Annotated in this window: 14 protein-coding genes; all 14 read right to left on the bottom strand. The window is 42.6% G+C overall.

The window, feature by feature from the left end:
- Positions 1-86: 86 nt before the first annotated feature.
- The 14 genes from BUB94_RS00455 to BUB94_RS00395 all read right to left on the bottom strand — a co-directional run bounded on the left by BUB94_RS00455 (position 87) and on the right by BUB94_RS00395 (position 13,085).
- The gene (locus BUB94_RS00455; protein ID WP_073233344.1) at positions 87-1,307 is read right to left on the bottom strand and encodes a Wadjet anti-phage system protein JetD domain-containing protein; all 1,221 of its coding nucleotides are present in this window, start codon (positions 1,305-1,307) and stop codon (positions 87-89) included.
- Complete coding sequence (locus BUB94_RS00450) at positions 1,304-4,543, bottom strand: SbcC/MukB-like Walker B domain-containing protein (RefSeq protein ID WP_073233342.1); 3,240 nt, start codon at positions 4,541-4,543, stop codon at positions 1,304-1,306. The genes BUB94_RS00455 and BUB94_RS00450 overlap by 4 nt, the downstream gene beginning before the upstream one ends.
- A 2-nt stretch (positions 4,544-4,545) precedes the next feature.
- Complete coding sequence (locus BUB94_RS00445) at positions 4,546-5,199, bottom strand: DUF4194 domain-containing protein (RefSeq protein ID WP_073161575.1); 654 nt, start codon at positions 5,197-5,199, stop codon at positions 4,546-4,548.
- Positions 5,186-6,589: a Wadjet anti-phage system protein JetA family protein gene (locus BUB94_RS00440; RefSeq protein WP_073233340.1), complete on the bottom strand. Its 1,404-nt coding sequence runs from the start codon at positions 6,587-6,589 to the stop codon at positions 5,186-5,188. The genes BUB94_RS00445 and BUB94_RS00440 overlap by 14 nt, the downstream gene beginning before the upstream one ends.
- 150 nt (positions 6,590-6,739) lie before the next feature.
- Positions 6,740-7,291 carry an amidohydrolase family protein gene (locus BUB94_RS17410; protein WP_371585212.1) on the bottom strand — a complete coding sequence of 184 codons (552 nt, stop codon included), beginning with the start codon at positions 7,289-7,291 and terminating at the stop codon, positions 6,740-6,742.
- Positions 7,292-7,318: 27 nt separating this feature from the next.
- On the bottom strand, positions 7,319-7,744 hold the full coding sequence (locus tag BUB94_RS17405; RefSeq protein ID WP_199505709.1) for an amidohydrolase family protein: 426 nt from the start codon (positions 7,742-7,744) through the stop codon (positions 7,319-7,321).
- Positions 7,745-7,869: 125 nt separating this feature from the next.
- On the bottom strand, positions 7,870-8,490 hold the full coding sequence (locus BUB94_RS00430; protein ID WP_073233338.1) for a flavodoxin family protein: 621 nt from the start codon (positions 8,488-8,490) through the stop codon (positions 7,870-7,872).
- 15 nt (positions 8,491-8,505) lie between these two features.
- Positions 8,506-9,417, bottom strand: coding sequence for a twin-arginine translocase subunit TatC (gene tatC, locus BUB94_RS00425; protein WP_073233335.1), 912 nt, complete (start codon positions 9,415-9,417; stop codon positions 8,506-8,508).
- A gap of 56 nt (positions 9,418-9,473) precedes the next feature.
- Positions 9,474-9,683, bottom strand: coding sequence for a Sec-independent protein translocase subunit TatA/TatB (locus tag BUB94_RS00420; protein WP_073157447.1), 210 nt, complete (start codon positions 9,681-9,683; stop codon positions 9,474-9,476).
- Positions 9,684-9,725: 42 nt separating this feature from the next.
- Complete coding sequence (locus BUB94_RS00415; protein WP_073233333.1) at positions 9,726-10,715, bottom strand: DUF362 domain-containing protein; 990 nt, start codon at positions 10,713-10,715, stop codon at positions 9,726-9,728.
- 14 nt (positions 10,716-10,729) lie between these two features.
- The gene (locus BUB94_RS00410) at positions 10,730-11,737 is read right to left on the bottom strand and encodes a DUF362 domain-containing protein (protein ID WP_073233331.1); all 1,008 of its coding nucleotides are present in this window, start codon (positions 11,735-11,737) and stop codon (positions 10,730-10,732) included.
- Positions 11,738-12,037, bottom strand: coding sequence for a hypothetical protein (locus BUB94_RS00405; RefSeq protein WP_073233329.1), 300 nt, complete (start codon positions 12,035-12,037; stop codon positions 11,738-11,740). It abuts the gene before it with no gap.
- Positions 12,037-12,432, bottom strand: coding sequence for a hypothetical protein (locus tag BUB94_RS00400; RefSeq protein WP_073233328.1), 396 nt, complete (start codon positions 12,430-12,432; stop codon positions 12,037-12,039). The genes BUB94_RS00405 and BUB94_RS00400 overlap by 1 nt, the downstream gene beginning before the upstream one ends.
- A 149-nt stretch (positions 12,433-12,581) precedes the next feature.
- Positions 12,582-13,085, bottom strand: a complete 504-nt coding sequence (locus tag BUB94_RS00395; RefSeq protein WP_175549660.1) for a hypothetical protein — start codon at positions 13,083-13,085, stop codon at positions 12,582-12,584.
- Positions 13,086-13,250 lie beyond the last annotated feature (165 nt).

Raw genomic sequence — 13,250 nt, 5'->3', positions numbered from 1 at the left:
CAAGCAAGACGGTCAAGGCTTTGCTAGTTTCAGCTAGAACAATCGCCAACACAAATAAAGTAGTATTCTTTAGCGATTTTCCATTGTTACTTTTCATTCCAACTGATGATTTCTTGTTCCAACTTTACATTGTTATCCAACATATACTGAACTGTTTCAACATACTTTCCGGATTTAATCAGGCCGTCCGCTTTAACTGTATCGTTCTCTACAAGCGTCTTACAATACCTTTCGTATTTCTTGAGCTGTTCAACGCCCATACAGAATGGTTGAAAGTCAATACCTGTTTTGTACTTAAGATTTTCTAATATCAAAAGTCCATCGGGATCTATATCACCAAAGTGGTAGAATTCCAATGTTTCATTTTGATTTTTAATTAGCTGAATAAATTTTCGTTTTGCAGTATTATGGTAGCCACTCAAATACACGAAGAAAGAATTATCATGTTGGACACGATTGAACGACGTTAAATTTTCAACCGTCATCAACTTTTTTTCAAAAATTTCAATCTTTGTTATTGAGTTCAGAATCGTAGACGGCAACGCAAGCGGTCTATCTCGTAAAACGCTTATAATATCCCCATTATCAAAGATAATCTTCGCATTACCTTTAAAATGCACATATGAAGGATTTGGATAGACGTTTAATTCTTCCAGGATTTTCTTTTCAAATTCTTTGATTTCCGATTCCTGAGAGGCTAGTTCATCAAAACATCCGCTCTCTCGTAATATCTTGCATACTTGTGATCTATAAGACTTTTCCCACACTTTCGAATCATGAGCAACTTCTATGGAAAGCTCTCGTTCAAGAATTTCTTGCTGGTTATTTAAGATATAATCAAGGAACGCTACAATAATCTTTACTGATTCAAGTGGGTATAATTCTTTCTTACCTTGATTGATTCGTTCAATTTGAACATCGCAAAAGTTTTTTATAACAGCATGTTTGTCAAGGCATGATGTGTAAAAATCTAAGGATTCCTGTAAAAGAATCTTTTTCTCCTTTACACCAAGAATATTTCTGAGTTGATTCCAGACATTTTCTTCGTCAATAGCAATGATCTTGGCAATATGATTATCTTTATAAAAGATATCTATCAAACCAGACTGCTGAAGCCCCGCAACCTCTTGCTCAAAGTTCCTAACTTCATCAAGATCAGCAAAATCATCTTCATATTTCTCAAAGATCTTAGATGGTTCTACAGCAAAAGACTGACGAACAGAATTCTCACCTTTATAGCTTTTACTGTTCTCATACTTTTTTAAAAGCTTATCAAGAATAAGTTTTTGTCGCTTGTTTAAATTCATACCGCAGACTTCCTGATACCTTCTTCTGCATAGGTGTATTTACCATCAGAATACAAAGCCACCGTATTATCAATATGGCTACCGATACTGTCTATTTTTTCTGGAGGTGCAGCATAGAATACTTGGAAATGATTTTCCTCCAGGAATTTCACCATCTGCTCAATACGTTCCTTTGACAGGGCGGAGAATGCTTCATCAATGAACGCTACACGAGCACAATTTTTTTCCTTGGGATAGAACTGCATCAAGCTGGCGGCAAGAATAATGAAGTACGGAGTTTGCTTTTCGCCACCACTTGCAGAGCCTTGCTTCTGAGAAAGGTCCATCTCTTCCCCATTTTTACGTCGGATGCTCATGTCATATACAAAATAGTTTCTATAGTCAGAGTATTCCATTTCATCAGAACCTTGTTGAAGAATATCATCTAGGAATTTCTGCACATCTGCGTTAAACTTATCCTGGGAAACCTTCATCGGATTGAAAAAATCCTGATTGATATAGCTTTCAAGATTATTACAAATATCAAAGAAAATTTTTCGGTCTGGTCTTTCTTCCATTTTGAATTGATAAAAATCAATACCAAAAGGAATCTTCTTCAGTTCCTTATTGATAATATCAATTTCCTCTCTAGCTTTTTCGATATTTTCCTTTAATTCTGCAATAAAATCATGGAGAAATGCATTGCGGAGCTTTGTGGAGGCGTCTTCAAGCTTGTTTTTTGCCTCATCAAGTTTTGCATTGGCAATATCGCGATATTCTTCACGATAGAACCAGATGTAAGCAACACCACGTTCGTTCAAATCCTTTCCAGCAAGTTTATTGTATTCAAGTTGAATGTTTTCAAGAGTTTTTTCTTTATCATTCAAATCAGATACTGCATTTTTCACCGTCTTCTCAGCAATGACTAAAAAATTGTTTTGCTGTTTCCTCATCTGATCATACTGGTTAAGCATTTCCTGTTCTAGTTCGAGATTTTCTTGTACAAGCTTTTGATAGTCAGCCGTCTTCATGTCTATGCTTTGAATCAAATTTCGAATTGCCAGAGCATTGTTATTTTGGGAAGACTCGTTCTTTCCCAAATCTCTTTCTAAACGCGACCTTTCACGATCGAATTCATCGACTTTCTTCTCTGCCATTTCAATTTCTTGCATAGCGCGTAGCATTTCTGGGCTATTCTTAAGAATTTCGATTTCATTTACAATCTGTCCAAGTCTACCATTCAATAGCCTTATTTTTTCTACAGCCTCGAAATCATATTCATCGGGATCCCACTCAATGTTACCACACAAGCGTAGCAAATCGCTTAATTCGTTGATTTGCTCAGTAAGATTACGCAACTTTGCAAAGTGCTGTTCCCTTTCACTCTCTCTTTTTTTCAAAAGTATTTCAACAGCTTTTTCGCCTAAACAAGGATCAACATCATTAATTTTCATCATAGATGCTGCATAACTCTTTGCTAGCATGCCGTCTTTCATTAATCCACCCTTTGGGTAATCATGAAGTTCTTCGATGGTATGGCAAAGATGAATTCCATTCAGCAAATAATTGGCGTACTTTCGAGCCGCTTTATTCTTGATTTCAAGAATTTCTGCAGCAGAATCTTTTTCAATGTCACTATCCGGAATTTTATCAGACAAAACCACATTTGCATTTGTGAGTTTTTTTTCTTTAAGGATTCTCAGAGCGACATCGCAATATTCGTCATCAACAATCAAGAAATAACGTTTACGGCCAAGGAACGTTTCAATAGCCAAGCGCCAGCTTTCATCCTTGATTTCCTCCACTAATTCGGCAAAAAAGCGAACTTCAGACTTTATGGAGCGGCTGTTAAATTCTTCCTGGATAGAGCATTTTGCATTTTCAGCATCTTTTGGGAAAATAACTTTCTTAGCCTGCAAATCCTTGATATTCCGTTCAATCTCAGCAAGAGTTTTCTTACACTCATCTCTTCTATCTTCTAAACGAACCTTATTTGCAGTATACTCTTCACTAACAGTTTGAATTTGATTTCCTAATTCAATAAATTGAGTCTGCTTTTCAGAAGCATCAATTCCATCTTCCGCTAGATTCTTAAGTATTTCTTGAGATTCTTTAGAAACCGAAATGTCATTTTCAATTTGAGGAAGCAATTGTGTAATGGCAACCTGAAGATTTTTTAGAGCCGCAATAGAGGTTTCACATTCCTTAATCTTTTCTTTGCACTTCTTCAACTCTTCATTTTTATCATCCAGTGAATCACTAAGCGTTCTATTGGAATCCTTAACTTTAGTAAGATTTTCGCGAGCGGTTTCTAATTCAGTTTCAACAGTTTTCTTCTGTGACTCCAATTGTCCCTGTTCAAGTACAAACGTCTTCGACAGAAGCTCGCGCTTTTCCAAATCCTGTTTATCTTTCTGAAGATACTGATAGCTATACATCATCTTACGAATATTCATGTATTTCAACTGTTTTTCGTAAGCCGTAGTTGCAACTTCAATTTTTTCTAGAAGTTCCTTACGTTTTTTGTTATTCTCCAGCATTTGAAGTGCTTCAGTATAATGGTTTTTCTGTTCTCTTAAAGACTGCAAAGAATTGACATCATTCTGAACAAGAACGGAGTCCTTCACAAACTTTTCAACATTCTTTTCCGGCTTGAAAGCCATCATCTTTAAGATTTTTTCGACGTACTTCTTAAAGTCTCCATCACTTATTCGAAGGCCTAAAGCTCTTGCAATTGCAGGTTTGGCCTTTTCTCGGCCAAGCATCTCCGAAGCCTTTACAGGAATCCCCTTTCTAGTAAGATTCTTTCCGCTAGCAATGCTTAATCTTCCATTTTCAACAGATCTAAAGTTAAAATCCTCGATTTTAGCATTCTGGAAGATAAACCATTTTGATTCCGCAGAATCCTGTGCAGACCGGGATTCAATATTCACTCCAACGACAAAATCGCCTTCTGTAGGAGAATTGAATTCCATGACAATATAACTGACAACGGCATCTTTTCTAAGATATCGATCAGAACCATTTGTCTTACGGTCGCCATGGATATAAGCATTTACCGTTCGTTCTTTGTCATCGGCAGCACGATTAAACTGAGTATTTGCAAACAACAAATAAGACATGGCATCAAGAATTGTAGTCTTTCCTGTGCCATTAACACCCGTAAATAGGGTTGAACTACCTAATTCAATGCAAACATTCTGAAAACAAGACCAGTTTAATAGAAGAAGTTTCTTTGCGGTTTTACGGAATTCCATGATTATTCCTCCTCCCCTTCTGCATCAAAGTTATCTTCTACAACATCTTCGTTTTGAGGACCGGCATTCAACATTTTTTCGCGAACACCAGCGACAAATGTGGCGAATTCAGATTCATCTAAAGCGAATTGAATCGACGGATAAAGAACAATCACACGTTCATTATCCGCAGCATTCCAATTGACAAAAATCAAATTATATCTTGCAAAAAGTTGCAACGCTGTTTTAAGATTGCTCTTAATATCAAAAGCCCCCTTAAACTCAAACTTCTCCAATTCCGCATTCAGTTCTGGGAAAGTCGTCGTAATTTGCTTGGAAAGTGATCCTGATTGAATCTTGTCCATATACAAGGTCCACAAACAGCAAAGAATGATGCTCTGGAATTTATTGAATTTTTGCTTTGAAACAACAACATCGGAGCTGTCATTTTGGAGCATCACAACCCCATTATCCTTCACAATAATATCAAAGCCAATCAAGTTAAGATAATCCGAGAATAGTCCTTCATTCGATTTAACAAAGAAGAACATCTTGCGGTTATCTTCATCCATATCGCGGACAATGAAGGTTTCTTTCAAAAGACGGCGGCAACATTTTTTGAACAATAATTGTTCCGAGGAAGTAAGGTCATCCCACATTTCATTAATTGTTGACATTTTTCTTTGCCCTCCAATGTCGAACCTTAAATTCTTCTGATTCAATAAAATCTTCGTCGGTTTCTACCAAATAACCATTATCGCGAGCGTAAGTCACAGCTGCCATAGACGCAAGAACATCTTTTTTCTCATTCAATCGAAGATTAGAACTGTCAATCTTTCCATTAATTGATTGGTTTTCTAGGAATTTCGCCATTAATTCCTTGGAATACGGATTATGCGATTCCTTCTGCAATTGAATTTTTTGACGTTCACGCTCTTCTACACTCATTTCGACAAGGTCAGTCTCAATATTCGATTGAGCACTTTGGTTTTTATGCGGATAGTGCAGCGATGATCTGTCTATAAATTCATAATCATGAATATGGAAGAGATACTGAATTTCATCATCTATCTTGTTCAGTTTGTCGTCTTCTAGATTCTGGACCAAATATCGAACCGTTTCTTCAACATTTCCACGGTTATCCCGGCCTTTATTTCGAAGAATTCGTTCACGAGCAACGGCAATCTTGATATACGCATTAATCTGATCCTTAATGCGTTTCATAATCTTGTTATAATCGTCATGGAGAAAACGTCTGGTGCTATCAAGCATCCTTAAAACTTTTTCTTCAGCAAAGGCTCTTGTGCAACCGTCTTCATCCATGACACTTTGGGTAAGAGATCCAAAATAACCAAGACCTTTAAATTCTTCTAACCGTCTGGATATTTTCTCACGATAGAGATGGATATTTTGTTGCTGAACAAGACGAGAATATTCCTTAATAAAGTCCCCATCGCAATATTTGATAATATTTTCAGTCAAACTGACCAGGGTTCCTTCACGGAGCATTCCTTCAATAATTTTTTTTATGGACGTAGCGAGTTTCTTCAGAGCCGAAGATAGTTTGCGAGCTTCTTCATACACGGGGGTCAAAATCAATTTATAAGGATTTTGTTCGCCTTGAGCCCAATGCTCCAAAGTATTATAAATTGTGTAGATGGAAACTGAAAATTCAGAGCGAACAGGATTCTTTAGATTTTCAATAAATTGAGCCAAGGCAAGACCGTTATCCGTCATCACAATGGTCTTTTCCAAGGAGGAATCGTCAGTTTCTTCTTCTAGCCAACCAGCATCCACAAAACGCCGAATAATAAAATTAGCGTTGCCATTCCAATCAGATTCTACAGGAGACACTGAAGAATCATCTTCCTGGATCTCAATATGGTTTTCTAGTAAGAATGCGGCAATCGTATCACGGACGATATCACGCACGATTCTATACGAAATTTCATCTTCAAAAAGACCATATATTTTCAGTAAAAGTTCTGAATATACAGCCCTGTTGGGGTTGCGACGACCAAGAATTGTGAAGAAATCAACCGGAATTATGTCAAAAACACTGTGCACAACCTAAATATAACCCATTTTAGCTGTCACTTTGTGTCAAATCGGAATATTCCTTCGCTTTTATGACTTTTATGTATAACGAAAAACATCCGAAGATGTTGTTCGGATTTAAAGAGAAGAAACCGAGCCAGAATATCAAATAAAAATCAATTACTTCTCAAACAGGTTCTGCGCATTTTTGTACAGGACCTGTTCTACATTTTGAGAAACAATTTCTTGCAGGTTTTTCTTTAGAATAGATAAGTTCTTTATCAGAACAGGTTCAGCGACGTAGGGATAATCCGTTCCATAAAGCAGATGGTCGGGGGTGGTAATCGTCAAAAGTTCACGAATAGTTTCTGGAGTTGCGGCCCCAGCCAAGTCGTAGTAGAAAGCTTCCAAATTCTTTGCGATGTCGACGCCTTTCAAATACCCGACGTTATTCATGACGGGCATCAGGCTTTGCATGCGAGGCACGGCCAGCGGCAAGAAAGAACCGCAGTGGGGCACCACGATTTTCAACTTCGGGAACCGAACCGTAATGTTGTGGCCCACCATATTCAACACCGCCCGAGAGGTTTCCGCCAGATATTCGTAGGAAGCCAGCGGCACAACAGAAGTCAATTCCTTATTTACGGCAGAAGGCTTGTGAGGGTGGGAAATGATAACCGCCCCACGTTCATTCAGCACCTTCATAAGTGGGTCAAGCGCGGGATCTCCCAAATAAAGCCCGCGGCTATTAGAGGCTAGCTAAACGCCATCGGCGTGCAAGATGTCAAGAGCATAAATGGCTTCGCGAATAGCTGCATCGACATCAGGCAATGGCAAGGTGGCACAGAAAAGGAATCGGCCTTTATGTATAGCCTTCACTTCAGCCATTTCCTCATGTATTTTGCGGATCAGCTGAGCGCTTTCAACGCTGTCACCAAACCAAGGTTGCGGCGCAGGCAATGTTAAAACGGAAGTCTGTATGCCGGCGGCATCCATAAACTTGATATGCTTTTCAAGACTCCACTGGGGAATGGGAAAATCTTCATCAAGAAGGGCGTCATGTTTTACCAGATAATCACGATAGGATTTCGGAATCATGTGGGAATGGGTATCGAAGGGCTTCTGAGCGAAAGTCATATTTGCAAGAATAAAGATTGGCAGGATTTTCAGTAAAAGCTTTTTCATACCCTCCAATACAACACCTAGAGTTAACTCAAGGTCAAGGGGTAAGACGCAAAAAAATCGCCTCACATTTTCAGCGGGCGACTTTTCAAAAAATGAATCTATGTGCTAGGGCGAAAAGTTGAATCTTATCGCACGAAGTTCATGGGCTGCCAATCTTCTTTGGCTGGTTTTTCGGCGGTGCCGGTGGCAAACTTCTTCAGCATATAAGCCATGTTGTTTGCCAGAGTGCGCATGGTCTGCATGCCTTCTGTATCCTGGGCGGATTCCGCTTCGGCACGGCCGTAGGCGATGTTCCAATACTGGGAAGTAACGATAGGCATGTTCAGCATCTGGAAAGGCATTTGCAAAGTCTGGAACGCAGCAGTTGCACCACCGCGGCGGCAGCAGCAAACAGCGGCGGCGGGCTTGCCCTGGAAATGAGCGCCGGCAGCGTAAGCCATGCGCTGGATCAGGGAAAGTACGGAACCGTTGGGCTGACCCCAATAAACCGGAGAGCCAACGATCAATGCGTCGCTGGTTTCCATCTTGGCGATGACTTCGTTACAGATGTCTTCGTCAAAGGCGCAGCGGCAATTACCCTTGGTCTTGCAGACGTTACAGGCGATGCAACCGCGAACAGCCTTGTTGCCGATCCATACGATTTCGCTGTCGATGCCGTTCTTCTTCAGCTGTTCTGCAGCCTCGTTCAGGGCGGTAAAAGTGTTGCCGTTCTTGCGGGGGCTTCCGTTAATCAATAAAACTTTCATCTTGTTACCTCAATTTTAAAATGGTTTCCAGTCGTTGGCGTTCCGCTCAGTTCCAACTTGATACGGAGAAGTCGGTTTTGTAAAATCCACATCGTCTTGGGAATCTTTATTTGCAGATTTCTGCGTCGCGGAATCTTGGGTGCTGCGCGATTCCTGAGTTTTCGGTTCCACACGGATAGGAGAATTTTCTTCGCCACACTCCTTGAACTGTTCGCCTTTATACTTTCGTGCGGCAAGCAGGCCTGCTTCGAAAAGCAAGTAAGTGGGAGCGCCCAGAATCAGCTGGCTGATAATATCCGGAGGAGTCAGCAGTGCCGCCAGTAAAAGGATTGCTACAACCACATAAGGGCGGGCGTGGCAAACAGTTTCGTAATAGACAACGCCGGAACGAATCAAGGCGTACGTCACCAGCGGGAACTGGAACATACATCCAAATGCAAGGGAAAGCCACAGCGCCAAGGTAACGATGTTTTCTACGCCAAAAATCGGCTGCAGGGTTTCGCTTTCGAAACTCATGCCGAAGCGCACCACCAGCGGGAAGCAAATTCCCAGGCAGAACACCACGCCCGAAATAAAAAGCCCGCTGGTCATCCACACAATAGAACGGACAAACTTCCGCTCATTTTCGTAAAGGCCCGGCAGCACGAACTTCCACAAGTTCCAGGCAATGTACGGAGAACAGATGATGCAATCCATAAGTGCCGCGATTTTTAGCTGCAGCAGGAATACTTCCATTGGGGAAAAGTAATGGAGTGTGGCGCCGCTCTGGGCCACAAGTTCTGCGCTGAACCAGTCAAGAACATAGGACGACAACAAAAACATCGGGATAATCCCGATGCCTAGCGCTACAAAACAGTGAATCAGCGCCGTACGCAAGGCCTCCAAGTGAGAGACCAACGTCTGTTCCTGAGAATCTTTACTGATCATTCGAAGCTAGATCCCCGCTTTCGCGAGGATGACTTGACCGCGGCAAAACCGTCCTTTTAGCCCTGTTCCTTTTTCGCTTCTGCTTCGCCGACTTTTTCCACAGTCTTCTGCAGGTCTTCAGCTTCTTCCTTCAGGGCGTCCTTTGCCTTCTTGTATTCGTGCTGGGCACGGCCAAGAGAGCGGGCCAGTTCAGGAATGCGCTTGCCACCGAACAGCAGCAAAACTACGACAACAATCAGGATGATTTCTGGAATTCCAAGAGACATGGGAACCTCGGCACTTTATAAAAAATTACGTTCAATGGAAAGTTACAAAACTTCCACCAGCTTGTACTTACGGGAACCCATCTTATGGTGTTCCATGGCGTCAAGCTGATGCAGGCCTTCGCGGGACTCGATGCGTTCCTTCAGGTCGGCAAGTTCCTTAGGCGGAAGCTTGTAGACCATGTCGATGCTAGCCTGGTCCACAGCCAAAATGTCGGTAGAAGCAAGGATACCGATATCGCGGCAGGTAGGTTCTGCAGCACTGGTGCCTGCACAGTCGCAGTCCACGGACATACGGCGCAGCACATTGATAAAGCACATCTTGCCCTTGAAATGATCGCAGGTGGCCTTGGCGGAGTCGCCCATCAGTTCCATGAACTTGGCGCCCATAATCCAATCGGCAGAAGAATTTACATCGGATGTATTCAAGTGGACTTCACGCTTACCAATCTGACCGCCTGCACAACCGATGGCAATGTTCTTCATGGAGCCGCCGAAGCCGCCCATGGCATGGCCCTTGAAATGGGTAAACACCACCATGGAATCGTAGTTCAGCATATGCTTGCCCACGTGAAGTTCCTTAAGCCAATAACCATCCTTCACAGGAATGGGAGTTTCGCCGTCTTCGTCCATAATATCGACGACCGTGAACTTGGTAAAGCCATTGACTTCGAGAGCCTTGCGGTGATCTGCGGTAGTATAGCGGCCGCCCTGATACAGGGTGTTGGTCTCTACGATGGTGCTGTTGGGAATTGCCTTCTGCAAGGCTTCGTCCCATTCGCGGGGAATAATGTTCGGGCCGTTGGGTTCGCCGGTATGGAGCTTGATGGCCACCTTGCCAGAGATGTTCTGTTTCACCTTTTCGTAAAGTTTCAGAACGCCAGCGGCACTGAGATCCTTGGTAAAATAGACGGTAGACACCTTGTCCTCCTTGGAGTTTTTTGCAGGAGCAGCGTTAGCGGCGTTTGCAGCACTTGCAAGACCAGCTACAGCAACGGCACCCGCAGAAGCCTTCAGAAAATCACGACGATCCATAACGACCTCTTACATTACACTTCGATAATGCGATACTTGCGATTACCCATTTTCAACGCTTCCATTGCTGGGAGCTGATGAAGTCCTTCGCGGCTTTCAATGCGTTCCTTGATATCCTTCAGTTCGCCAATGGGCAGCTTGTAAACCATGTCTACGCTGGCCTGGTCCACAGCGAGAATATCGGTGGAAGCAAGGATACCGATGTCGCGGCAAGTGGGTTCAGCAGCGCCAACGCCAGCACAGTCGCAGTCCACGGACATACGGCGCAGCACATTGATAAAGCACATCTTGCCCTTAAAGTGATTGACGGTTGCCTTGCCGGATTCAGCCATGGCTTCCATGAAGCGCTTGCCGCTGTTACTCCACTTGGGGTAAAGTTCCGGCTTTGCGTTGTAATCCGGATCTTCCATCTTTTCGTGAATCATCTTCTTGCCCACATTGGCGTCGGCACAGCCGATGGCGATGTTCTTGAGGGAACCGCCGAAACCGCCCATGGTATGGCCCTTGAAATGAGTCAGCACCACCATAGAATCGTAATTCACAATGTGGCCGCCCATGCTCATTTCCTTAAAGTGCTTGCCGCCAGGAACAGGGAGCATTACCGTACCTTCTTCGTCCATGATGTCCACGGGGCAGAAAGTCCAGCCGTTCACCTTCAAGGTTTCGCGATGCTTTTCGGTAGTGTCGCGGTCGCTGGGATGATAGTAGGTGTTGGTTTCCACAATGTTGGAATTGGGAATCAGGGCCTGCACAGCCTTCACCCATTCGCGGGGCAAAATGTTGGGGCCATTCTTTTCGCCGGTGTGAACCTTGATGGCCACCTTACCGGAAATGTTCTGGTTCACCTTGTTATAAAGTTTGATTAGACCTTCAGCAGAAAGATCCTTGGTGAAGTAGACGTTGGAAACATCCTTGCCCGCTTCCTTTACTTCCTGATTCTTGGGCTTACCAAAAACGGGTGTAGCCATGGCGCTAATGAGTGCAGCGGAACCTACAGTCTTTATAAAATCACGACGGTCCATTTAAGCCACCTTATGGAAACGACCCTTGGGGTCTTTAATGAGGAGCATGGCAAGCCAAATCACAAGGCCAAATGCCACAGCGGAGAAACCCAGGAAAGCGTCATTCAGCATGTCGCCTGCAGCCGGGGTGAAAAATTCAGCGCGAAGTTCTGCATATTCAAAAATGGCATCTACGAACCACATGAGGGATGCGCCCCAGTACATGTAGCACAAGGGAGAAAGACGCATCTTGTTCTCAACATCGCGGTACCAAAGAGCGGTGCAGATAATCGCCGCAAAAACAGTGATGAGAAGTGTCATTACTTACCTGCCTTTACTTCTGCAGGAACAGCCTTGTGGAACTTGCTGCGGACTGCCATAAGAGCGGCCCAGGTCACTGTAACAAGGCCCGCCATGGATGTACCCACGGTAGCGACTTCATGCCACATCTGGCTCATGGCTTCGGGGCTAGAAGCCGCTGTCAAAAACGGATAGAAGGCCTGCAGTTCGCCGTGCCAGACATGTTCAAAAGCCAACAGAACAGAACCGCCCCAAAGCATCTTGGAAAGAACCTTCAGATTCTTGCAGACAGCCTGCTTCTTGGTAGCAACCTGAAGATCAGCACCCTGCTTGGCAGACTTGTCGGTCTGTTCCAAAACGATGGTGGTGACGGTGGTAACGATGGCTTCAGCCATGGGGGCGATAAAACAGCACATAAGTACTCCTGTATTAAAATATTTATCACTTGAAATATAATACCTAGAGTCAACTCTAATGCAAGAACTTTTTCTAAAAAAAGTCTAAACCCTCAAAAAAAATTAGGTTAGACCCATCATCTACGATACACCAAAAGTTAAAATAAGCATTATAATAGAAGATATTCAGCAAGGCAGCTAGAACGTCTTTCCTTCCAACTGTTTTGCTCAATATCGAACTCCAAAATCAAAGGCTCAGAATCTTCATTATCTTTGTAGATTACCAATTTCAATCGAGTTTCATCTCCGATAATTTTTTGCTGTACAAATATTCCCACGCCATGTATCGTCTTCTCCTTGACGACAATATTCATTGAATCAATTAAGACTTCTTCTCGACCCTTAAAAAACGATCCAATTACTTTTTTAGGTAATGAATTTCCATACTTGTTACTATCCAAATAAACATAGATCATTTCAAAGTACTTTTCCGATATTCCCTCCGGATTCAAATCCACTCTTCCTCCGGTAATCCTGGCGTCCTTCACAAAGGTGCTGTCGAACTTGACTATTTTCGAACTTTTCTCCACAAATATATAATAACTCTTGGCGTGACCACAATTTCCGCAATTCCACAAAAACAAGCAAGCAATGATTAGTAGTATTTTTTTCATGATCAATCAACTATGAGCCACGGAAGAATGTCAAATCGCAACATGAAAAATATAGTTATTTCCATAGCCCAATTTATCATAGTTAGGGGTAGCCTCATAGCACCCAATTACATTTACGACAAACATTTTATTAGACTTTATTCTACTAGGTAGTAGGACCGAAAA

It is taken from the genome of Fibrobacter sp. UWH9, from assembly GCF_900129715.1.
Classification (GTDB): Bacteria; Fibrobacterota; Fibrobacteria; order Fibrobacterales; family Fibrobacteraceae; genus Fibrobacter.
The sequence above is the reverse complement of the archived record's forward strand: the minus strand, read 5'-3'. Positions and strand labels throughout refer to the sequence as shown.

Excerpts from the sequence above, each read along its gene's own strand:
- tatC (WP_073233335.1), bottom strand. The coding sequence starts at position 9,417 with ATGATCAGTAAAGATTCTCAGGAACAGACGTTGGTCTCTCACTTGGAG.
- BUB94_RS00405 (WP_073233329.1), bottom strand. The coding sequence starts at position 12,037 with ATGACACTTCTCATCACTGTTTTTGCGGCGATTATCTGCACCGCTCTT.
- BUB94_RS00400 (WP_073233328.1), bottom strand. The coding sequence starts at position 12,432 with ATGTGCTGTTTTATCGCCCCCATGGCTGAAGCCATCGTTACCACCGTC.
- BUB94_RS00415 (WP_073233333.1), bottom strand. The coding sequence starts at position 10,715 with ATGGATCGTCGTGATTTTCTGAAGGCTTCTGCGGGTGCCGTTGCTGTA.
- BUB94_RS00410 (WP_073233331.1), bottom strand. The coding sequence starts at position 11,737 with ATGGACCGTCGTGATTTTATAAAGACTGTAGGTTCCGCTGCACTCATT.
- BUB94_RS00445 (WP_073161575.1), bottom strand. The coding sequence starts at position 5,199 with ATGTCAACAATTAATGAAATGTGGGATGACCTTACTTCCTCGGAACAA.
- BUB94_RS00420 (WP_073157447.1), bottom strand. The coding sequence starts at position 9,683 with ATGTCTCTTGGAATTCCAGAAATCATCCTGATTGTTGTCGTAGTTTTG.
- BUB94_RS17405 (WP_199505709.1), bottom strand. The coding sequence starts at position 7,744 with ATGAAAAAGCTTTTACTGAAAATCCTGCCAATCTTTATTCTTGCAAAT.
- BUB94_RS00450 (WP_073233342.1), bottom strand. The coding sequence starts at position 4,543 with ATGGAATTCCGTAAAACCGCAAAGAAACTTCTTCTATTAAACTGGTCT.
- BUB94_RS00395 (WP_175549660.1), bottom strand. The coding sequence starts at position 13,085 with ATGAAAAAAATACTACTAATCATTGCTTGCTTGTTTTTGTGGAATTGC.
- BUB94_RS00430 (WP_073233338.1), bottom strand. The coding sequence starts at position 8,490 with ATGAAAGTTTTATTGATTAACGGAAGCCCCCGCAAGAACGGCAACACT.
- BUB94_RS00455 (WP_073233344.1), bottom strand. The coding sequence starts at position 1,307 with ATGAATTTAAACAAGCGACAAAAACTTATTCTTGATAAGCTTTTAAAA.